This window comes from Arthrobacter sp. P1_A5, assembly GCF_056406825.1.
In genome coordinates, this window is the sequence record NZ_JBFTZL010000053.1 from 1 (window position 1) to 20,329 (window position 20,329).

The window sequence follows — 20,329 nt, forward strand, 5'->3', positions numbered from 1 at the left end:
GAGCGTGTCCGCGATGTGCGCTGCCACGGAGTCACCGGGGGCGGCATCCTCCGGGGCCAGCACGGCCGAGATGCCGCCCTGGGCGTAGAACGTGTTGCTTTGCTCCAGCGTCCCCTTGCTCAGGAGGACCACCTCGATGTCACGGCCGCCGGTGGCGGCGTCGTCGGTGGCGAGCAGCGCGGCGTAGAGCCCCGCAATCCCGCTGCCGACGATCACGAGCCGCCTGGTCACGGCCGCGCCGCCAGCATGCGCTCCAGGGCCACCTTGGCCGGGGCGGCCACGTCCTCGTCCACGGTGATGCGGTTCAGCACCTCGCCGCGGACGAGCGCTTCCAGGACCCAGGCGAGGTAGCCGGGGTGGATGCGGTACATCGTGGAGCAGGGGCAGATCACCGGGTCCAGGCAGAAGATGGTGTGCTGCGGGTATTCCGCGGCGAGCCGGTTCACCATGTTGATTTCGGTGCCGATCGCGAACGTGGTGGGTTCCGTGGCCGCGGCGATGGCCTTCTTGATGAAGTCGGTGGACCCGGCGGAATCGGCGGCATCCACCACCTCCATGGGGCATTCCGGGTGCACGATCACCTGCACGCCGGGGAACTCGGCGCGGGCCTTTTCGATCTGGCCCACGTTGAAGCGTTTGTGGACCGAGCAGAAGCCGTGCCAGAGGATTACCCGGGAATCGAGCAGGGCCTGTTCGTCGTTGCCGCCGAGGTCCTTGCGCGGGTTCCACATCGGCATCTGCTCCAGCGGCACCCCCATGGCCTTGGCGGTGTTGCGGCCCAGGTGCTGGTCGGGGAAGAACAGCACGCGCTGGCCGCGTTCGAAGGCCCATTCCAGCACCGTCGCGGCGTTCGAGGAGGTGCAGACGATCCCGCCGCGCTCGCCGCAGAAGCCCTTGAGGGCCGCGGAGGAGTTCATGTAGGTGACCGGGATGACCGGGACCCGGCCCTCGGCGTCGGGCTCGGTGCCGAAGACCTCCTCAAGCTGTTCCCAGCACTCGGTGACCGAGTCGATGTCCGCCATGTCGGCCATGGAGCAGCCTGCGGCCAGGTTGGGCAGGATCACGGCCTGGTCGGGGCGGGACAGGATGTCCGCCGTCTCGGCCATGAAGTGCACGCCGCAGAAGACGATGGCCTCCGCGTCGGGCCGGGTCAGGGCGGCGTTGGCGAGCTGGAACGAGTCGCCCACGAAGTCGGCGTATTCGATCACTTCGTCGCGCTGGTAGAAGTGCCCCAGCACGACGGCGCGGTCCCCCAGTGCCGCTTTGGCGGCGCGGATCCGGGCGTCGAGTTCGGCGTCGGAAGCGAGCTTGTATTCTTCCGGGAGCTGGCCCTGCCGGGGAGTGGAGGCCGGTGCGACGTCGGTGGAGGAGGCACCCGGCCCGTAGGCGGGCACGCCGGCGAGGGCCTCGGCGAGGTCGTAGTCCCAGGGCCCGCGGGCCAGCGCGGGGCTGCAGGTGGAGGCGGCCGCGCCCTGTGCCATGGTGGTGGCCTGCTCGCGCGTGATCAGCTGGATTGCCGTGTTGACGCTGCTCATGGTGTGCTCCTGTTGTCTGGGTCGAGGCCTGGGCGGCCGGTGAAGCGGTAGAGGCGGGGCGGGCGGTGCTTGCCGCCCTGCAGATAATGGTCGGTTTCTTCGATTTCCGGTGTGGCCTTGACCTGCCGGCGGAAGTTGGCGGGATCGAGTTCGCGGTCCAGGACGGCCTCGTAGACCTCCCGGACCTGGGCGAGGGTGAAGTACTCGCCCAGCAGGTGGTAGGCGATGGATCCGTAGGCCATCTTGTTGCGCAGCCGCCACAGCGCGTAGTCGACGATCGAGTTGTGGTCGAAGGCCAGCTCGTCCAGCCTGTCGGCGCGGAACCAGCGCACGTTCTCCGATTCGTCGGCCAGCGCGGCCTCCGTGGGCTGGACGAGTGCCCAGTACACGATCGAGACGACGCGCTGGGTGGGCGAGCGGTGCAGCCCGCCAAAGGCGTAGAGCTGTTCGAGGTAGTTCGGGGCCAGCCCGGTGGTCTCGCGCAGGTTCCGCGAGGCGGCGTCCTGGAGTGACTCGGAGTGCGTGAGCGGGCCGCCCGGCAGCGCCCAGAGGCCCTTGAACGGTTCGCGGATCCGGCGCACCAGCGGAATCCACAGCGTGGGCCGGCCGGACCGCTCGCTGGGACGCAGCGCAAAGATCACCGTGGAGATGGCCAGCGACGGCGGCGCGGTCTGGCGCTCCGAGACGTTGGCTGCTGTGGTGTAAACGGTGATCTACCCGCCCTCTGAGGTTCCGGGCGGGTCCGCGATGGACTGCCCGGCTGGATCCGGCACGACCGCCGGATTAGTTATAGTCACATTGACTAGAACTAATGATACGGCCGCGCCGCCCGGGCGCAAAATGTTTCAGGTCACACGGGCCGGACCGGGTTGTCGCCGGCGCACGGACGGGGCTTGTCCGCGGGTGCCGGCACCGGTATTAATCGAGGCTATGGACTCAGAAGATATGGACCCTGAGGGTACGGACGCAGAGGCCGTCAGGGCCCGATACGCGGGGGCGGCCCAGGCATTCATGGAGCTCGCCGGGCAGGTACCGCACCAGGCGTGGTCGCGGCCGGCACTGGGCGAATGGGATGTCCTGTCGCTGACCGGCCACACKAGCCGTGCCCTGACAACCGTGGAAACCTACCTCGCGACCCCGGCCGCCGGGGCACGCGTGCCGGGTCCAGTGGAATACTTCCTGGCCGTCCGGGGCGCCACCTCGCCCGCCGCGATTGCGCAGCGGGGCAGGGAAACCGGGGAGGCGCTGGGCGAGGACCCTGCCGCTGCCGTGCGGGAGCTTGTCCAACGCGTCACGGCCCTCGTCAGGAACACGCAGGACGATGCCCTGGTGGCCACCCCTGCCGGAGCAATGACGCTCATCGACTACCTGCCGACCCGGACCTTCGAGCTGGCCGTGCACACCCTGGATCTGGCGCGCGCCCTGGGCCTGCCGCCGCCCGCCACCTTGGCCCCGGCGGTCGCGGCCTCCCTGGAGCTCGCCGGAGCCATCGGCTCCCGACTGCCGTCCGCCGGTGATTTGCTGCTCTTGCTCACCGGCCGGACCGGCCTGCCCGAAAACCTGAGTGTCCTCTAGCCCGTGCCGGCGGCCGCGGTTTCCAGCAGCGGCAGGGTGCGGCCCTGGAAGTGCGTATTGAGCACGATCACGGAGGACGAGCGCAGGACCGATCGGGTGGCGATCATGGCATCGAGGACGCGCTGGAGGTCCGAATTGGAGCGGGCGGCTATCCGGGCCATGAGGTCCGAGCTCCCGGAGACGGTATGGATCTCGATCAGCTCGGGAATCCGCGCCAGGGCCTCCACGACGGCGTCGTGCCCGAGGTCCTGGTTGATCGTGAGGGAGCAGAAAGCCACGACGGGGTAGCCGAAATGCGCCGGATCGGGCTGGGGCACCCATGAGCCAATCACGCCGGCGTCCTGCATCCGGTCCAGGCGCGACTGCACCGTGGCGCGGGCAACCTTCAGTACCCGGGAGGCCTCCAGGACCGAGGCCCGGGGGGAATCCGTGAAAAATCGGACAATCTTTGCATCAAGCGGATCAACGTCCACTGATTCTTCCTTCCCAAGCGGGACCGGGCCGGACAAACAGCCACCGATGCCCCGATTCAGTTAGCAAACTGCCACCATGCTCTCACGGCGGAGGCGCCCCGGCGGCCGGGGGCCGGCCCCAAATCCGGTAAATTCAATAGGTCCCATAAGGACGAAAAGATCCAAACCACACGAAGGTTCGCCATGACGATGAAGTCCACCGCGACGCTACCCACCGCGGTTCCCGCCCCGAGCCTGGGGCACAGCATGAAACCACGCCAGCTGACAATGATGGGACTGGGCAGCGCGATCGGCGCCGGCCTGTTCCTCGGCTCGGGAGCCGGAATCCAGGCGGCGGGACCGGCCGTGCTGATCTCCTACCTCGTCGCCGGAACCCTGATCATCCTGGTGATGTGGGCGCTCGGGGAGATGGCCGCGGCCAATCCCAACAGCGGCGCCTTCTCCGTGTACACGCAAAAGGCCATGGGCAAGACCGCGGGCGCCACCGTCGGCTGGCTCTGGTGGCTGCAGCTCGTGGTGGTCATCGCCGCCGAGGCCCTCGGTGCGGCCGGGCTCCTGTTCACGGTGTGGCCGGTGATCCCCGTCTGGGCACTGTCCCTGATCTTCATGGCCCTGTTCACCGCCATCAACCTGGCGGGCGTGAAGAACTTCGGCGAGTTCGAATTCTGGTTCGCCATCCTCAAAGTGGCTGCCATCGTGATATTCCTGGCCACCGGCGGGGCCCTGCTGCTGGGCTTGCTGCCGGACGTCCCGTCCCCCGGCCTCAGCAACTTCACGTCCGGCTTCGCCCCGGCCGGCCTGGGCGGCATCGCAACCGCACTCTTCGTCGTCATCTTCGCCTTCGGCGGCACCGAGATTGTCAGCGTGGCCGCGGCCGAAACGGAAAACCCGGAGCGCAGCGTCGCCCAGGCGATCCGCACCGTCGTCTGGCGGATCCTCGTGTTCTACATCGGCTCGGTATTCGTCATCGCGGCCGTCCTTCCCTCGACTTCCGCGGCCCTGAAGTCCCCCTTCGCCGGCGTCCTCGACGTCGCCCGGATCCCCGGCGCCGGCGCCGCGATCACCCTGGTCGCCGTCATCGCGCTGCTCTCCGCCCTGAACGCCAACCTCTACGGCGCGTCCCGCATGGTGTACTCGCTCTCTGAGCGCGGCGAAGCCCCCAAGTTCCTCTCCAAGCTCAACACGGCCCGGGTCCCGGTCGTGGCGGTGAGCGTCTCCGTGGCCTTCGGCTTCCTGGCCGCCGTCCTGGAACTGCTCTTCCCGGACCAGATCCTGCCGGCGCTGTTCCAGCTGGTCGGTTCCACCTGCCTCGTGGTGTGGGGCTCGGCCCTGGTGTCCCAGCTGATCCTGCGCCGCCGGGCTGACCGCGACGGCACTGCGCTGCCGCTGCGGATGAAGGGCTTCCCGGGGCTGACGATCTTCGGGCTCGTGCTCCTGGCTCTGATCTTCGCCGTCGGCTTCAGCAGCCCGGAGAGCAGCAAGCAGCTGGTCAGCACCCTGGTACTGGTGGCCGGCATCGCCGTGGCGTGCTGGACCGGCGCCCGGATCACCCGGAACCGCAACGCCGCCGCCGCCGGCGCGAAAGCCGACCAGGCGGAACAGCCCAGCCGCTAGACAAATTGCCAAGCTCACCGGCGCGGGGGGCGGCATAAGTGTGCAGTCTGGGCACCCCAGCCTAGGCTGATTGCCCACCCCGCCGCCGGTGACTAGGGTCACAGGCATGGACACACTTCTCCCCGTGGCTTCCGGCAGCGCTGCCGGGCCGCTCACAGCCGATGAACTCCGCGAGCTCTATTCGCTCATGGTGGCCGTCCGGCACCTCGACACCTCGGCCATCGCCTGGCAGCGGCAGGGCATCATCCCCGGCTACGCCCCCGAACTCGGCCAGGAAGCTGCCCAGGTGGGCAGCGGCTACGCCGTGGACACCACCCGGGACTTCGCCTTCCCCACCTACCGCGAAATGGGCGTTGCCCGGACCATGGGCGTGGACATGGTGGCCTACATGTCCACCCACAAGGCCACGTGGCACGGCGGCCTCTACAACCCGATGGAATCCCGGCTGGCCCCGATCCAGGCGGTCGTCGCCGGCTCCGTCCTGCACGCCGTCGGCTGGGCCCACGGCCAGACGCTGGACAAAAAGGACGGCGTCGCCCTGACCTACTTCGGCGACGGCGCCTCCTCGCAGGGCGACGTGCACGAGGCGATGAACTTCGCCGCCGTGATGAAGGCGCCCGTGGTGTTCTTCGTCCAGAACAACGGCTGGGCCATCTCGGTCCCCACCGAACGGCAGGTGGCCGGCGGCTCCGTCGCGGCCCGCGCCGCGGGTTACGGCATGCCGGCGCTGAAGATCGACGGCGATGACGTCGTCGCGGTCCTCGAAGCGACCCGCCGCGCCTTTGCGCATGCCCGTTCCGGCAACGGCCCGGTGCTCATCGAGGCCATGACCTACCGCCGCGGCCCGCACTCCACGTCCGATGATCCGGGCCGCTACCGCTCCCTCGACGAGGAACGCGACGGCGCAGGCACCGACCCGCTCGAGCGGCTCCGGCAGCGGCTGCTGGCCGATGGAATTGCCGACGAGGCGTTCTTCGCCGAGGCGCTGGCCGCGGCCAAGGTCGAAGAGGAGCAGATCCGTACCGGCATCCAGGCCCTGGGCTCCCGGCCCGGGACCGAAATGTTTGACCTGGTCTTCCAGGAAACCACCCCTGCCCTGCAGGCCCAGGCCGCCAACTGGCGCGAGGAGTCCGAACATGTCTAACTCGATTCTCGAAAGCGAAAGTGCCAGCGGCAACAACACTGCCGACAACACTGCCGGCGACACGATCACCAACCCGGCCGGAAGCGAGCCCGCCACCACGGTGATGTCGATGCAGCAAGCACTCAACCGCGCCCTCGACGAGGTCCTCGCGGAGAACCMCAAAGCCGTCATCTTCGGCGAGGACTGCGGCCGGCTCGGCGGCGTCTTCCGCATCACCGACGGGCTGCAGGCCAGGCACGGTGCGCAGCGCGTCTTTGACACCCCGCTGGCGGAATCCGGCATCCTGGGCATGTCCGTGGGCCTGGCGATGGCCGGGTTCCACCCCATTCCCGAGGTCCAGTTCGACGGCTTCGCCTACCCGGCCATCAACCAGATCGTCTGCCAGATCGCCCGGATGAACTACCGCAGCCGGGGCACCATGCCGATGCCCATCACCCTGCGGGTGCCCAGCTTCGGCGGCATCCGCGCCCCCGAACACCACGGCGAAAGCCTGGAGGCGCTCTTCGCCCACGTACCGGGCCTGAAGGTGGTCTCGCCGTCGAACCCGCATGAGGCCTACCACCTGCTCAAGTACGCCGCCACGCGGCCGGACCCGGTGATCTTCATGGAGCCCAAGTCGCGGTACTGGCAGAAGGGTGAGGTGGACACCGCCAGGCACGACGCAGATGGCGGCTCCCCCACCGGCGCCAAGGTGATGCGCGAAGGCCGCCACCTCACCCTGGTCGCCTGGGGCGCCATGGTGGCCCGTTGCCTGCAGGTGGCGGAGCTCGCGGCCGAGGACGGGATCGACATCGAGGTCCTGGACCTGCGCTGGCTCAAGCCGATCGACGCCGAGGCCCTCGCCGCCTCCGTGCGCAAGACGCGCCGCGCCGTCGTCGTCCACGAGGCGCCGCTGACCTCCGGCCTCGGCGCCGAAGTGGCGCAGCTGATCACGCAAAGCTGTTTCGACACCCTCAGGGCGCCGGTGGAGCGCATCACCGGCTTCGACGTCCCGTACCCCTCGGGCGACCTGGAAGATGAATACATCCCGAACATTGACCGGATCCTCTTCGGCATCCAGCGAGTATTGGAGTACAAACGTGGCTGAAATTTCTTTCCCGCTCCCGGATCTCGGCGAGGGCCTGATCGAGGCCACCGTGCTGGAATGGCTGGTTTCCCCGGGCGAGCAGGTGGAGCGCAACCAGCCGCTCGTGGAGGTCGAAACCACCAAGTCGGCCGTTGAATTGCCCAGCCCGCAGGCAGGTAAGGTAGTGCGTATCTACGGCGGGCCCGGCGACAAGATCAATGTCGGCGAGCCCCTGATTGTGTTTGAGGTGCCGGACAACACCGCCGGCATCGTGGGCACGGTCCCGAAGGAAGAGGCACCTAAGCGCCGGGTCCGCCTGAGCGCCGTACTTGATGAGGACTGAGAGCATGAGCGGCAGACACACCGGCGAACAGCATTCGCACACCGTTGAGGGCACCGACCCCCAGCTGTACGTGCAGGTGCATGAGCCCCAGAACGACGCCGGGCTCCGTCCCGTCCTGCTGCTGCACGGCTTCTCCTCCTCCTCCAAGCTCAACTGGGAAGACAGCGGCTGGCTCACTGCGCTCGTGGAAGCCGGCCGGCGCGTCATCACCGTGGATCTGCCCGGCCACGGCCGCAGCGGCGCCCCGGAGGACATGGACTCCTACTCCCCCAGCCGGATCCGTGCGGACCTGCTGCAGATAGTGTTCGACGCCGGCGCGCGGCCGCTGCGCGACGGGGACCCGTCCAGCGGGCTCGACGTGATCGGCTATTCGCTGGGGTCCCGCCTCGCCTGGGAGTTCGGGGCCACACAGCACGAGCTGGTGCACCGGCTGGTCCTGGGCGGCCCGAACGTCGCCGATCCCCTGGCGGACTTCGACCTGATCGCCGCGCAGCGGTACCTGGCCGACGGCACGCCGATCGCGGACGAGTCGACCGCCGGGCTGCTGAAGATGGCCATGCTGCTGCCCAGCAACAACATCTTCGCGCTGCTGTCCCTGGTCGAGGCAATCAAGACCGAGCCGTACGACCCCGCCGAAGCGGTCCCCCACATGCCGATGCTCCTCGTGGCGGGGGAAAACGACGACCGGGCCGCCACCATGCCGGAGCTCGCCGCCCTGGGCGCCAAGGCCGGCGGCCTGGTCGAACAGCTCGTGCTGCCGGGCCGCAACCACACCAACGCCATCACCAGCCGCGCCTTCAAGCAGGGCGCCATCAGCTTCCTGGGCGTCTAAACCCACCGTACAAAAAGCAACGCGGGGTCACTTACGGCCCATCCGAATGATCTGGATGGGCGCGCAGTGACCCCGCGTTGCTCTTTAACCCAGAGGGGCACGGACCTTGCGGTCCGCGCCCCTCGTGCTTGCCTGGTTGCTAGTGCTTTGCGGCTTCGGCCGGCGCGTGGTGCGCGACGCCGAGCGGGCGGCCCCTCGTTTCCCCGGTCAGCAGGACGCCGACGGCGGAGATGACGCAGAGGATCATGATGTAGATGCCGATGGAGCCGGTCCAGTGGGTGCCCTGCAGGAGGACTTCCGCGATGGTGGCCGCGAACGCGCCGCCGAGGATCGCACCGAAGGCGTAGCCGATCGAGATGCCCGAGTAGCGCACCTCCGGCGGGAACATCTCGGCGTACATGGCGGACATGGGGCCGTAGGACAGGCCCAGGCCGACCGTGAGGACGAACAGCGCGACGCCGTAGAGCAGGATGTTCTTGGTGTCGATCAGGGCGAACATCGGGATCATCCAGGCAAAGACAATGCCGTAGCCGATCAGGAAGGTCTTGACGCGGCCGATCTTGTCCGAGAGCCAGCCGCCGACCAGGGTGAAGATCAGCCAGCCGAAGGAGGCCAGCGTTGTGGCGAGCAGGATCTGCGGGGTGGGCATCTTCAGCGTCTTGGTGGCGTAGGAGATGAAGAAGGCAATCAGCAGGTAGCCGGCGGCGTTGTTGCCGATGAAGATCATCGTCGAGTAGAGGACGGCCTTCTTGTGCTTGCGGAGCAGCTCGCCCAGGGGCGCCTTGCTTTCTTCCTTGCGGTCCTGCATCTCCTTGAAGACGGGGCTCTCGGCGACCGCCCGGCGGATCAGGTAGCCGACGATGATCAGCACGATGGAGAGCAGGAACGGCACACGCCAGCCCCAGGACGCGAAGTCTTCCTTGGACATGGAGGTGTTGAGGAAGTACAGCAGGCCGGTCGCGAGGATCATGCCGACCGGAACGCCGATCTGCGGGTAGGCGCCGAACAGGCCGCGCTTGCTCTTGGGAGCATGCTCCACGGCCATCAGGGCAGCGCCGCCCCATTCACCACCGGCGGAGAAGCCCTGGATGACGCGGAGCAGGATCAGGAGGATCGGGGCCCAGACGCCGATCTGCGCGTAGGTGGGCAGCATACCGATCAGGGCCGTGGCGGCGCCCATCATGATCAGGGTGAAGACCAGCATGGCCTTGCGGCCGAGGCGGTCGCCCAGGTGGCCGGCGACGATCGCGCCGAGCGGGCGGAAGAGGAAGCTGATGCCGATCAGGGCGAAGGACAGGATCTGCGCCAGGCCCGGGTTGGAGTCGTTCAGCGGGGCGAGGAACAACGGCGAGAGCAGCGTTGCTGTCAGCTGGGCAAAAATGAAGAAGTCGTACCACTCGATGGTGGTGCCGACCAGGGTCCCGGCGAGGACCTTGCGTTCCTCATGTTTGCTGCTGGGACCCGCCTCAGAATCTACGGATGAAGTTACGGTCATTGGAACTCCGTTGCTGGGGGCAGAGGTACTGCCCGGGGTGGGTGCGAAGTGGATAACTGATGCCTCGTTAATTACTGATCGAACGGTCAGTTAGTATCCTGAATACTACTATGAAAGATGTGATAAGGCACACACATTCCCGGAAAGTGTCTTCCGCGGGTCAGTCGGTGCGGTTGAGCAGCTCGCGGACCCTGGCCCGGACCGGCTCGCGGTCGTAGGTGTTGACCAGGGCGCCAGCCATGCGGACGGGGTCTCCGAAGAAGAAGTACTCGTAGAGCGACTGGCGTCCGGAGAACCCGGAGATCGAGGCATCGAAGGCCAGTTTGAACAGCCGGACGCGCTCGGGGCCGGTCAGGGTCTTGCCCTGCAGGTACAGCTCGATGTCCTCCCGGGCCTCGCTGTTGACGTCCGCCTCCCCCGGCAGGGCCATGAGGCCCGACGCCGAGAACTTCCGGATGATCTGCGGGAAGCGCTGGGCGATCTTCGGGTACCAGTTGCGGGCGGCGTTCAGGGTGGACCACTTCGGCAGCATGACGCCGGCGTCGTTGAGTCCGGCGTCGGCCTCGGACGCGCGGACCAGAGCCTTGCCGATTTCGACGTCGATAATCAGCTCTGCGATGTCCTCCTGGATGTGCTGGAATCCGTCGATGCCGATCGATTCGGCCAGTTCCGATGCCAGGCCCAGGTAGAACTCGCTCTTGGCGATCGTGCGGGTGACCACCTGGTGGGTCATGAGCGCGCCGGCCCCGGTCTCGGTGTAGAAACTGTTGCACAGCTGCGGGTGGCCCAGCATGAAGATGCGCTCGTTGGGCACGAAGACGTGGTCAAAAACAGCGACGGCGTCCATTTCCTCATAGCGCGAGGCCAGCGGCTCGTCGTGGGTGCTGCCGCCGTTGTACAGCGAGGTGCGGCAGAGGTAGCGCAGGCCAGGGGCGTCGTTGGGGATGGCGAACGCGTACGAGTAGGGGGCGTCCTCCGGGGTGCCCCGCAGGACCGTGGACGGAAACACGAGCAGTTCGTCGGCGATCGGGGCGATGGTGGCGAGCATGCGCGCGCCCTGGATGACGATCCCGTCCCCGCGCTCCTCCACGATCCGGGCCGAGAGCTGGCCGCCGAGCTGTTCCGAACCGGAAACGGACCGGTTGACCTGCGGCGGGATGAGGGTGTGGGTGGCGAGCACGTCGTTTTCCCGGGCCCACTCGTAGTAGTTGCGGATGTTCTCGCCGAACTTCGGATCCGCCTGCGCGAACCACTTCCCCGCCGTGCCCAGCGCGGTCAGCGCGGAGTTCATATAGTCCCCGGAGCGGCCAAGGAAGCCGTTGGAGGACTCGGCCCAGGTGGAGATGGCGCGGCGCCGCCGCTGGAGGTCCTCGATGGTCTTTGGCACCAGGAAGGAGGCACTGACCAGGTCCCCCGTGCTGGGTGAGGCGTAAGTGAGCGCATCCTGGTACTGCGGATCATGCTGCATGTCGAAGAGCCTGGCGTAGGAGCGGGCCACATTGCGGAAGGCCGGGTGCTCGGCGATCTTCTCGCTGACCACCTCGCCGTCGATCACCACATGCGGCGTCATGGCATTGAGCTTGTCCAGGTACTGCCGTCCGGCGCGGATACCCATTGGTCGTCCTCCAGTCGTCGTTGAGCTGAGCTGTGTGAATGGATGTGGCGCGGCGCTAGAGCAGGTCCTCCATGCCCAGCAGGCTTTCCGGAATGGTAGTGAAGGTGCCGTTGGCGAACGCCAGCGCATCGCCGTTGCGGTAGTTGAAGTCCACTACCTCGCCGATGTACAGGGTGTGGTCGCCGCCGTCGTACGCCGCCCAGGGCCTGCATTCGAAATAGGCGAGGACGTTGGACAGCCGCGGCGCGGTGCCCCCCTCCACCCACAGCGGCTCGGGGCCGGGCCGGCCGGCGAAGTGCATGGCCAGGTACCGCTGCTCGGCGCCGAGGATGTTCACGGTGAAGGGCCGGCCGGCGAGTTCGTCGTGGGCCCTGGCGGTACGGGCGATGCTCACCAGGACCAGCGGTGGGTCCATCGAGACCGAGGTGAAGGAGTTCACGGTGATGCCGTGGCGCTTTGTGGCCCCGTCGAAGGTCACGATCGCGACGCCGGTGGCAAACCTGCCGAGGCTGCCCCGGAAGTGGTTGGCCCGCGGGGCTGACAGGGGGCCCTGGGCGCCCCCGGCGTGGCCGCGCGGCGTGGCAATCATCATTGATCCCTTGCGTTCGTTGCGTTTCCCGACCGTGGTGTGGGTGTGCTTTGGATCAGCCGTGTTCTCTAGTCGGGTTCTGCAATTGTGTTCTATAATCGAACAAACAGTTCCCATATAGAACGCTAGCTGACCATGAGCCGGAACACAAGGGTAGCCCGGCGAGCCCGGCGTCCAGTAACCCCGCACCTAGGATGGACCCCATGACCCCGAATGCCGGCACCGCCCAGGCTTCCCCGTCCCAGACGCTGTCCCGCGGTATCAGGGCGCTGGAGATCCTCGCCGAGGCCCAGCAGCCGCTGACCATTGCCGAACTCGCCGACGCCATGGGCGTCCACCGCTCCGTGGCCTACCGGATCCTGCGCACGCTCGAGGACCACTCGCTGCTGGTGCGTGACGACGGCGGCCGTGTCCAGCCCGGCCCGGGMCTCGCGGTCCTGGCCCGCGGGGTCTCCCGGAACCTGCAGACGGCGGCGCTGCCGGAACTGACCCTGCTGGCCAACACCCTGACCATGAGCGCTTTCGTGGCGGTCTGGGACCGGGAGGAGTGCGTGACGCTGGTGACCGTGGATCCGCGGCACAGCGGCGCCGCGGTGGTGCAGCACCCGGGGTCGCGGCACCCCATCAGCGCAGGAGCGCCGGGAATTGCGATCCAGTCAGCCTTCCCGGAGCAGGAGTGGCGGGCCCTGGTCCCGGGCATCCCGTACCGGTCCGAGGCGGCCGAGGCCCGGCACCGCGGCTATGCCGCCAGCCATGATGAAGTGATCCCCGGTGTGTCCTCGATTGCGGTGCCGCTGCGTGTTCCGGGCGGGCGTCCGGCCGCCCTCGCCGTCGTCTATATCCGCGCCGCGCAGGATCCGGACGAGGTCGCCGCGGCCCTGACCGAGGCGGCGCGTCGCATCGAGGCGCAGCTGGGCTGAGCCCGCGCCCCGTCCCGCAGGGCGCTGTCCCGTCGGGGTTTATGCGGCCGCGGCCGTCTTCTTCCCGCGCTGCCGCAGTACGACGGCGGCTGCCGTTCCGAGCAGGAACAGCGCCGTGGCGGCGCACACCGGAACCAGGAAGGCCGTCGAATACCCGAAGTTCTGCGCCAGCTGTCCGGCGATGGAGGATCCAAGCGCGGTGCCGGCCACAATGCCGCTGGCCAGGGCCGTCATGACCGTGCCGAGCTTTCCGGCCGGGGCCACGAGGCCGCCGATCGCGAAGACAGTGACCATGAGCGGACCAACGGGCAGGCCCAGGACCAGCAGTACAAGGACCATGGGCAGCGCCGTCGAGGGCAGCAACAACAGTGATGCGAAGCCGGCCATGAGGGCCGCGCAGGCAATCCAGCGGGTGTTCACCGTGAAGCGCCGGGGCCAGTACGCGACCGAGAGGGCGGCCGCGGCGGAGCTCAGTCCCATGACGGCGTAGAGCAGGCCCGCGAGTTCGGAGGTGGCGAAGCTGGCGGAGAAAGAGCTCAGTGCTGTCTGGGTGGAGCCGAAGAACGTGCCCATGCACACCATCGCCAGCACGGGGAGGGCGACGGCGGCGAAGGTTTTGACGCGCTGGGCTGCCGTGCGGGTTTCCCTGTGGTTGTCCCCAGCCGTWGTGGCCGCCGGGCCGGCCGCGTGTCCTGCGGCCGGACCGGCGGGCCGGCGCTTCGTTGTGCGGACCACCGCAAGGTGCGTGGGGTGGACGGCGAAGGCGGGTACGAGGACCACTGTCAGTGCTGCGGCGAGGGCCAGCGGAAGCCACGGCGCGAGCAGGCTGGCGAGGATTCCGACGAGTGCGGGGCCGAGCACGAAGGTGAGCTCGTCCGCGGTGCTCTCATAGGAAAGGGCGGTGTCCAGGTCCGCGGAGTTTCCGGCCGCACGGGTTCCGGAGCCGGACGTCTGGGACGTCAGCGCCATCCAGCGGACGCGGGCCAGCGGACCGACCTGCGGGCAGCTCACCCCGGCCACGAAGGCCGCGGCCAGCACGGGCACCGCGGCGGCAAGGTCGTGGACCCCGGGGATGAGGTAGGCCGTGAGGATCAGGGCGACGATGGCCACGGTGTTGGCGATGGCGGATACGAGCAGGACGCCGCGCTGGCCGAGCCGGTCAGCGAGGACGCCGAGGACGGGGGCACCGAGTGCGGAACCGATGCCGACGGCGCCGGCCGCGGCGCCGCCCACGGCGTACGAGCCTGTGACGGCGGTGACGAGTGTCAGGGCGCCGACTGTCAGCATGGCAAGCGGCAGGCGGGCGAAGAGCCCGAGGGGGATGAAGCTGTGGCCGGCGAGCAACGGCAGCTGCGCGTAGCGGCCGCCCTTTGCGGGCGCCGGGGCAGGCAGAGCGTCGGTCGAAATTGCGGGGGCCTGCTGCGCGTAGGTCGGCGGCAGTGGGGCGTCAAGAGTAGACACCAAAGACGTCGGTGAAGGGTTCATGGTTTCCGGGTTCGCTAAATACTGCGCATCGTCCCTCCTCCCGATGCGCGCGACCCGGTAACAGACCAATGATACCCGATCCCGGGGCGCCGGCCCTGGGACCAGTGCCCGGGACGGGACCCGGAGTAGGCCCCGGGACCGGTCCCAAAGCCGGCCCGGGGACCGGCTCAGGCCCGGGTGTCGTCGCTGATGTGCAGGGTGGAGCCGCTGCGGCCCTTGACCACCTGGAGCTGGGTGCCGATGCGCTGCTTCATTTCGGCGACGTGGCTCACGAGCCCCACCACCCGGCCGCCGTCGCGGAGGCTTTCGAGGGCGTCCATGACCTGTTCCAGCGCCTGTTCGTCGAGGCTGCCGAAGCCCTCGTCCACGAAAAGGGTCTCGATGTCCACGCCGCCGGACTCATGCTGCACGACGTCCGCCAGCCCAAGGGCCAGCGCCAGTGAGGCCATGAAGGACTCGCCGCCGGAGAGGGTGGCGGTGTCCCGGCGCTGGCCGGTCCACTCGTCCACGACCTCCAGGCCAAGGCCGGACTTCGCGCCGCGTGCTGCCTTGGCGTCGGTGTGCTGCAGCGTGTAGCGGCCATCGCTCATACCGATCAGGCGTTCGGAGGCAGCGACGGCCACCTGCTCGAGCCGGGCCGCGAGGACGTAGCTGTTCAGGCTCATGCGGTAGGTGTTGTCTCCGCCGCCCTTGGCCGCGTCCGCGACCGCGGTGAGCATCGCGGCCCGGTCCCGCGGTTCCCTGCCGGCGGCAGCGAGGTGCGCGTAGTCACCGGCGATGCGCCCGAGTATCCGGAGCGAGTTTTCCGCCAGCCCGGCAGCAAGCACAGCTTCCCGGGCTTTGCGTTCAGCCGCCGCCGATTCCGTCCTGAGCTCCTCGAGGGCGGCGTCGCTGACGATGTCCCCGGCGGCCCGCTCGGCTGCCGCCAGGGCCAGGTCCTCTCCGGCGAACAGTTCCTGGATCCTGGCGGCCTCGTCCTGTCCGGCCCGGATGGCCGTTTCGAGGCTTGTCGCCACCGGCGCTGGCAACAGCGCTTCCCGCGCCGCGGCTTCGGTGCTGAAACCGGCTCCGGGAAGGGCCTCTTCAAGGTTCCGGCGTGCCTCCGCGGTGCGGGCGGCGGCCTGTTCGTGGGCCGAGTGTGCGGCGTCGGCGTGCTCCAGGACCGCCGTGGTTGCCGTCAGGGCGGCGATCCGCTGTTCGAGGGTCGCGTGGCCGGCACGCAGCTTGTCCAGGGTGGCTTCGAGGGCCTGTGCCTGTTCGTCGATTTCGGCTATCGTCGATTGCGTCTGCGCGATGCCGGAGACGGCGTCGGCCTGCGCCCGCTCTGCGTCGGCGATCTCCGCTTCGAGTTCTGCCATCCGGGCCCGGCTGGCAGCAAGGTCCGTGGCAGCGCGGACCGCGTCATCAGCCCGTTCCCGGGCCAAGGCTGCCTCCTCACGGGCTTCCCCGGCAGGTGTGTTGCCGCCTTGGGCGGCCAGGACGGCGACGTTCTGTTGGGCCTCGGCGAGCTCACGACCTAGGGCGGCGACGGTTTCTTCTGCCGTGTCGCTGGCCAGTTGCGCGGCTTTCTCGGCCTCGGCGACGGCCAGGGCGGAGGCTGCTGCGGGAGCAGGCGCCGGGTGTTCAGGGCTGCCGCAGACAGGACATGGGACCCCGGCCAGGAGCTGGGTGGCGAGCTCGGCGGCGGCGTTGGTGAGCCGTTGCTCACGGAGGTCCAGCCAGTGCTGTCTCCGGTCCTGGTGCGTGCTGAGGGCAGCGGCGTGCTGTCCGGCGGTTGCCGCGCACTCGGCCTCGGCGGCGAGGAAGCGGCCAACGATGGTCACGAGTTCGTCCGCTGCCGTGGCTTCCTTGGTGCGCAACTGGACTTCCGCGGCCAGCTCCTCGAGGGGGCGGATGCCGGCGGACAGGGCCGCCGACTCAGTGCGCAGGGTGTCCAGTGCGGCGGCACCGGCCAGCCGTCCTTTTTCCAGCTCCTGCAGTTGCAGGCGCAGCCGGCCGCCGCGCTGTGTGAGCCCGAGGAGCCGGGCTTCGTCGGGCAGGCGTTCGGTGAGCACGGCGTGCAGGGACCGCAGCCGGGCGAGGGTTCCGCGGACGGCCGCGCTGTCCAACATGACGGATTTACCCGCCCGGACAGGGTCGGCATCGTCGTCGTCGGCGGTGGGGACGCCGGCGTCGAGGACGTCCTGCCCGGCGAGCTCCGGGTCTGTGGCGGCCGCGGACCGCAGCTGCCGCGCCGCATCCAGCAGGGCCGTTCCTGCCAGGTCCTCGGCTGCCGCGGCGCYTTCGACCGCCTGCAACTGGCCGCCGAGCATTTCGGCCTGGCGGTGCAGGCCCAGTGTGACGGCCTTGCCCGCCAGGACGGGGGCGGCGGCGTCGGCGTCGATCCGCCGCTGTTCCGCGGCGGCGAGTTTGGCGTGGCGGTTGGCCCGCGCGTTCGCCGCCTCCAACAGGGACGCCTGGTCGGCGGCCTGCTTCTCGGCTCCCGCAGCAGCGCTGCGCCGGCCCTCCACGGCGGCTGCCGCTGCGGCGTCGAGCCAGGCCAACAGGGCATCGGGCTCGTCCCGGCCGGGGGCGCCGTCGGGGTCGAGTTCGAGCGCCGCTGTTTCGGACTCCGCCTGTGCCAGCAGCAGGTCCAGCTTCGCGTTGAGGTTGGCGACCTCGGCCTTGGCGGTCTGCGCCTGCCGGGACAGTTCCTGTTCCACGGCTTCAAAGCGCTGCGTACCGAACAGGCTCTGCAGCAGCTCCAGACGGTCGGACGCCTTGGAGCGCAGGAACGCGGCGAAGTCCCCCTGCGGCAACATGACCACGCGCGTGAACTGGTCCCGGTTCATGCCCAGGACGTCGGTGATCTCGGCGCCGGCCTCATCATTCCTGCCCGATTTCTCCACCCACGCGCCGTCGATGCGTTCGCGCAGCAGCGTGTTGGCCTGCTGGACCGTGAAGCCGTTCCGGCCCCGGGCGCTCGGCTTGTCCCACGCGGGCGAGCGGGAGACTTCGAAGTGCCGGCCCTTGGCCGAGAATTCGCAGGTGACGCGCGGCTCGGCGGCGGCCTCCGCGTGGTCGCTGCGCAGCCGCTTTCCGTCCTGGCGGGCCCCGGGAACCGATCCGTAGAGGGCGAAGCAGATGGCGTCCAGGACGCTGGTCTTGCCCGCGCCGGTGGCGCCGTTCAGCAGGAAGAGCCCGTGTGCGCTCAGGCGGTCGAAGTCGATCCGCTCCGTGCCCGCAAACGGGCCGAACGCGGAAATCTCCAGGCGGTGGATCCTCATAGGGACGCTCCTTCCAGGCGCACGACGTCGAGCGCCTCGGCGAGGACTGCGGCTTCGGCGTCGGAAGCCGGCCTGCCCCGGACGTGCTCGAGGAATCCGCAGCAGACGGAGAGGTCGTCCTCGGCTTCGGCCAGCCGGCTGCTGTAGCTGGCTTTGGGCGCCGCGCCGGGACCATCGGGATCGAAGCCGAGCACCAGGGTGTCGGGGAACCGTGCCCGCAGGCGGTCCATCGCCTGGGCCGGGCGGGCCTCGTCAGTCAGCGTGATCTGGCAATACGCAGTCTCGGCCCACGCGAAGTCCTCCGACTCCAGAAGCTCATCCAGCTTCCCGCGGAGCACGGCGAGGGTCCGGGGCGCATCCCACAGCACCTCGCGCACGCCGCCGATCCCCTCGGCGTCGACCTCCACGAGCCAGCTGCCCTTCCTGTGCTTCGCCTCCGAGAACGAATACGCGAGCGGCGAGCCGGAGTAGCGCACTGCCGGCGAGAGCTCCTGCCTGCCGTGCAGGTGGCCCAACGCGGTGTAGCCAAAGCCGTCGAAGAGATCCAGCGGGACCGCGCCGACGCCGCCGATGCTCAGATCCCGTTCGCTGTCGGAGCTGATGCCGCCGCTGGCGAAGGTGTGCGCCAGCACCACCGAATGGACGGTCCGGGTCTGACTCCGCTGCCGCACGTCGGCACGGATCCGTTCGGTGGCGGCGCGGGTGACCTCGAAGTGGCTCGCGGTCTCGACGCCCAGCTGCTCGGCGACCAGCCGGGGCTCCAGCCAGGGGATCACGTAGATGGCGAGCACCGGCGCTGCCTCATTCCCGGCATCGTCCCCGAGCGGAAAGAGAACGGGAACGTCCAGTTCATTCAGCCGTGTGCGCAAATGCACTCCCCCGCGCTCGAGCAGCCGCGACGCGAACCCCAGCCTGATAGCGGAGTCGTGGTTGCCGCTGGTCAACACAACTTCGGCGCCGGCCCCGGTGAGGCGCACCAGGGCGTCATCCAGCAGGCCGACGACGTCGACGCCCGGCAGTGCGCGGTCATAGACGTCCCCGGCGATGAGGACGACGTCGACGCTCTCATCCCGGACAAAGGCCACAAGCTGGTCGATGAAGGCGCGCTGGGCATCCAGCATACCGATGCCGTGGAAGGACCGGCCCAAGTGCCAGTCGGAGGTGTGCAATAACCGCATATTCCTACGGTATCGGCTGCCACCGACACTCTTGCGCCACCACCCCGGAGGTGTGACGGAGGTTAAAAGTGGTCAGCAGTAGCTACTTCCCGCCCTTGCGGTCGAAGAAGCTGCGGGCCTCGTCGTTGCCGGCGGGGGCGGCCGAAGCAGAAGCGGTGGCGGCGGTGACGCCGGCCAGCCCAGCGTCATCGAAATCGGCGCCATCCGCATCGGCTTCCGTGAGCTCTCCGTCGGACTGGGCGGCGGGCCTTCCGTCGGACTGGCCGGCGGTCTGGGCGGTGGGCTGGCCGGTGACCGCGGCAGTGGCCGGGTCACTGGTCCGGGCCGACTGGACGAAGCCGCGGCATACCAGCCCGGCGATGGCCGCACCGACCACCGGTGCCACCCAGAACAGCCACAGCTGCCCGAGCGCGTCCGGGCCGCTGAAGATGGCCGACGCCGTTGCCCGAGCCGGGTTGAACGGCACATTTCCCAGGGCCTGGCCCAACTGCAGGAGCATCGCCGTCGTCAGGCCGACCGCGAAGGGCGCAGCCGCCCTGGACGGATTCCGGCGGGCGGTCGTGGCAAGGAAGATGGCCACGAGCAGTGCCGTGCCGAGGACCTCCACGAGCAGGACGCCTGCCATGGGCACCTGGATGATCGAGTGCTCGCCGAATCCCGCGGCCACGGTGGCGAATGCGCCTTGGGAGTCGTTGATGGTCGGCACGGTGCGCAGCACGCCGTACAGGGCGACGGCCCCGAGCACGGCGCCCACCAGCTGCGCGCCGATGTAGGCGGCGGCGTCGGCAAGCCGGATCCGGCCGGCGATGGCGTTGCCCACGGTGACGGCGGGGTTGAAGTGGCCGCCGGAGACGTAACCGACGGCGAGCATCGCCGCCGTCAGGGCCAGGCCGGCGGCCAGGGCGGCGGGCAGCGGGCTCGACTGCGGAATGGTGAAGAGCGGCACACCCAGGCCCGCAACCACGACGATCAGGGTCCCCAGGGCCTCGGCGGACAKCCGGGCCACGAGCCCGGGCCGGGGCGGAACGTCGCTGGCGGCCGGTGGCTGGACGTCAACGGCGTCGGGGGCTGGCACAAGCAGGGTCATGGTCAGGATTCCTTTGCTGGCGGCGCGCCCAGGGCTGCAGTTGCGGCGTCGCTGGACCGCCGCCGGGTTCGTGATCCGGGGCGGCCACGGCCGCCTGGAGAATGGGTCCGCC

Annotated in this window: 18 protein-coding genes; 7 read left to right on the forward strand and 11 right to left on the reverse strand. The window is 69.0% G+C overall.

Going from position 1 to position 20,329, the window contains the following annotated elements; all coding sequences use genetic code 11:
- The 3 genes from AC1D1S_RS09985 to AC1D1S_RS09995 form a co-directional block, all read right to left on the reverse strand.
- A partial coding sequence (locus AC1D1S_RS09985) for an FAD-binding protein (protein ID WP_476994347.1) occupies positions 1–231 on the reverse strand: 231 nt, incomplete at its 3' end.
- Complete coding sequence (gene nadA / locus AC1D1S_RS09990) at positions 228–1,535, reverse strand: quinolinate synthase NadA (RefSeq protein WP_243181292.1); 1,308 nt, start codon at positions 1,533–1,535, stop codon at positions 228–230. The genes nadA and AC1D1S_RS09985, both read right to left, overlap by 4 nt.
- On the reverse strand, positions 1,532–2,248 hold the full coding sequence (locus AC1D1S_RS09995; RefSeq protein WP_028277523.1) for an NUDIX hydrolase: 717 nt from the start codon (positions 2,246–2,248) through the stop codon (positions 1,532–1,534). Before AC1D1S_RS09995 ends, nadA begins: the two co-directional genes overlap by 4 nt.
- 217 nt (positions 2,249–2,465) lie before the next feature.
- Between AC1D1S_RS09995 and AC1D1S_RS10000 the strand changes: the two genes are divergently transcribed.
- Positions 2,466–3,110: a maleylpyruvate isomerase N-terminal domain-containing protein gene (locus AC1D1S_RS10000; protein ID WP_243181291.1), complete on the forward strand. Its 645-nt coding sequence runs from the start codon at positions 2,466–2,468 to the stop codon at positions 3,108–3,110.
- Here the strand turns inward: AC1D1S_RS10000 and AC1D1S_RS10005 are convergent.
- Positions 3,107–3,583, reverse strand: coding sequence for an Lrp/AsnC family transcriptional regulator (locus AC1D1S_RS10005; protein WP_243181290.1), 477 nt, complete (start codon positions 3,581–3,583; stop codon positions 3,107–3,109). The genes AC1D1S_RS10000 and AC1D1S_RS10005 overlap by 4 nt on opposite strands.
- A 183-nt stretch (positions 3,584–3,766) precedes the next feature.
- On the opposite strand from AC1D1S_RS10005, the gene AC1D1S_RS10010 reads away from it, so the two are divergent.
- The 5 genes from AC1D1S_RS10010 (at position 3,767) to AC1D1S_RS10030 (ending at position 8,582) form a co-directional block, all read left to right on the forward strand.
- Positions 3,767–5,197, forward strand: a complete 1,431-nt coding sequence (locus tag AC1D1S_RS10010; RefSeq protein WP_476994348.1) for an amino acid permease — start codon at positions 3,767–3,769, stop codon at positions 5,195–5,197.
- A 106-nt stretch (positions 5,198–5,303) separates the two neighbouring features.
- Positions 5,304–6,341, forward strand: coding sequence for a thiamine pyrophosphate-dependent enzyme (locus AC1D1S_RS10015; RefSeq protein ID WP_243181288.1), 1,038 nt, complete (start codon positions 5,304–5,306; stop codon positions 6,339–6,341).
- Positions 6,342–6,444: 103 nt separating this feature from the next.
- Positions 6,445–7,428, forward strand: a complete 984-nt coding sequence (locus AC1D1S_RS10020; protein ID WP_476994354.1) for an alpha-ketoacid dehydrogenase subunit beta — start codon at positions 6,445–6,447, stop codon at positions 7,426–7,428.
- Positions 7,421–7,750 carry a biotin/lipoyl-containing protein gene (locus AC1D1S_RS10025; protein WP_018775751.1) on the forward strand — a complete coding sequence of 110 codons (330 nt, stop codon included), beginning with the start codon at positions 7,421–7,423 and terminating at the stop codon, positions 7,748–7,750. The genes AC1D1S_RS10020 and AC1D1S_RS10025 overlap by 8 nt, the downstream gene beginning before the upstream one ends.
- A 4-nt stretch (positions 7,751–7,754) precedes the next feature.
- Entirely contained in the window at positions 7,755–8,582 is an 828-nt protein-coding gene (locus tag AC1D1S_RS10030) for an alpha/beta fold hydrolase (RefSeq protein WP_476994349.1), read from the forward strand.
- Between the two features lie 139 nt (positions 8,583–8,721).
- On the opposite strand, the gene AC1D1S_RS10035 is transcribed toward AC1D1S_RS10030, so the two are convergent.
- The 3 genes from AC1D1S_RS10035 to AC1D1S_RS10045 form a co-directional block, all read right to left on the reverse strand.
- Complete coding sequence (locus AC1D1S_RS10035; protein WP_243181286.1) at positions 8,722–10,077, reverse strand: MFS transporter; 1,356 nt, start codon at positions 10,075–10,077, stop codon at positions 8,722–8,724.
- Between the two features lie 160 nt (positions 10,078–10,237).
- Positions 10,238–11,692 (reverse strand): 4-hydroxyphenylacetate 3-monooxygenase, oxygenase component, encoded by a 1,455-nt coding sequence (gene hpaB / locus AC1D1S_RS10040; RefSeq protein ID WP_476994350.1) that lies wholly within the window; start codon positions 11,690–11,692, stop codon positions 10,238–10,240.
- Positions 11,693–11,747: 55 nt separating this feature from the next.
- Positions 11,748–12,284, reverse strand: a complete 537-nt coding sequence (locus AC1D1S_RS10045) for a flavin reductase family protein (protein ID WP_243181284.1) — start codon at positions 12,282–12,284, stop codon at positions 11,748–11,750.
- 200 nt (positions 12,285–12,484) lie between these two features.
- Between AC1D1S_RS10045 and AC1D1S_RS10050 the strand changes: the two genes are divergently transcribed.
- On the forward strand, positions 12,485–13,201 hold the full coding sequence (locus tag AC1D1S_RS10050) for an IclR family transcriptional regulator (RefSeq protein WP_243181283.1): 717 nt from the start codon (positions 12,485–12,487) through the stop codon (positions 13,199–13,201).
- Between the two features lie 39 nt (positions 13,202–13,240).
- Here the strand turns inward: AC1D1S_RS10050 and AC1D1S_RS10055 are convergent, their stop codons facing one another.
- The 4 genes from AC1D1S_RS10055 to AC1D1S_RS10070 all read right to left on the reverse strand — a co-directional run bounded on the left by AC1D1S_RS10055 (position 13,241) and on the right by AC1D1S_RS10070 (position 20,217).
- A complete protein-coding gene (locus AC1D1S_RS10055; protein ID WP_476994355.1) occupies positions 13,241–14,665 on the reverse strand; it encodes an MFS transporter in 1,425 nt (474 codons plus the stop codon).
- 188 nt (positions 14,666–14,853) lie between these two features.
- The gene (locus AC1D1S_RS10060) at positions 14,854–17,952 is read right to left on the reverse strand and encodes an AAA family ATPase (RefSeq protein ID WP_476994351.1); all 3,099 of its coding nucleotides are present in this window, start codon (positions 17,950–17,952) and stop codon (positions 14,854–14,856) included.
- Complete coding sequence (locus AC1D1S_RS10065; RefSeq protein WP_476994352.1) at positions 17,949–19,130, reverse strand: exonuclease SbcCD subunit D; 1,182 nt, start codon at positions 19,128–19,130, stop codon at positions 17,949–17,951. Before AC1D1S_RS10065 ends, AC1D1S_RS10060 begins: the two co-directional genes overlap by 4 nt.
- Before the next feature lie 82 nt (positions 19,131–19,212).
- Positions 19,213–20,217, reverse strand: coding sequence for an MIP/aquaporin family protein (locus AC1D1S_RS10070; RefSeq protein ID WP_476994353.1), 1,005 nt, complete (start codon positions 20,215–20,217; stop codon positions 19,213–19,215).
- Between the last annotated feature and the right edge of the window lie 112 nt (positions 20,218–20,329).

Excerpts from the sequence above, each read along its gene's own strand:
- AC1D1S_RS10015 (WP_243181288.1), top strand. The coding sequence starts at position 5,304 with ATGGACACACTTCTCCCCGTGGCTTCCGGCAGCGCTGCCGGGCCGCTC.
- hpaB (WP_476994350.1), bottom strand. The coding sequence starts at position 11,692 with ATGGGTATCCGCGCCGGACGGCAGTACCTGGACAAGCTCAATGCCATG.
- AC1D1S_RS10045 (WP_243181284.1), bottom strand. The coding sequence starts at position 12,284 with ATGATGATTGCCACGCCGCGCGGCCACGCCGGGGGCGCCCAGGGCCCC.
- AC1D1S_RS10010 (WP_476994348.1), top strand. The coding sequence starts at position 3,767 with ATGACGATGAAGTCCACCGCGACGCTACCCACCGCGGTTCCCGCCCCG.
- nadA (WP_243181292.1), bottom strand. The coding sequence starts at position 1,535 with ATGAGCAGCGTCAACACGGCAATCCAGCTGATCACGCGCGAGCAGGCC.
- AC1D1S_RS10065 (WP_476994352.1), bottom strand. The coding sequence starts at position 19,130 with ATGCGGTTATTGCACACCTCCGACTGGCACTTGGGCCGGTCCTTCCAC.
- AC1D1S_RS10035 (WP_243181286.1), bottom strand. The coding sequence starts at position 10,077 with ATGACCGTAACTTCATCCGTAGATTCTGAGGCGGGTCCCAGCAGCAAA.
- AC1D1S_RS10030 (WP_476994349.1), top strand. The coding sequence starts at position 7,755 with ATGAGCGGCAGACACACCGGCGAACAGCATTCGCACACCGTTGAGGGC.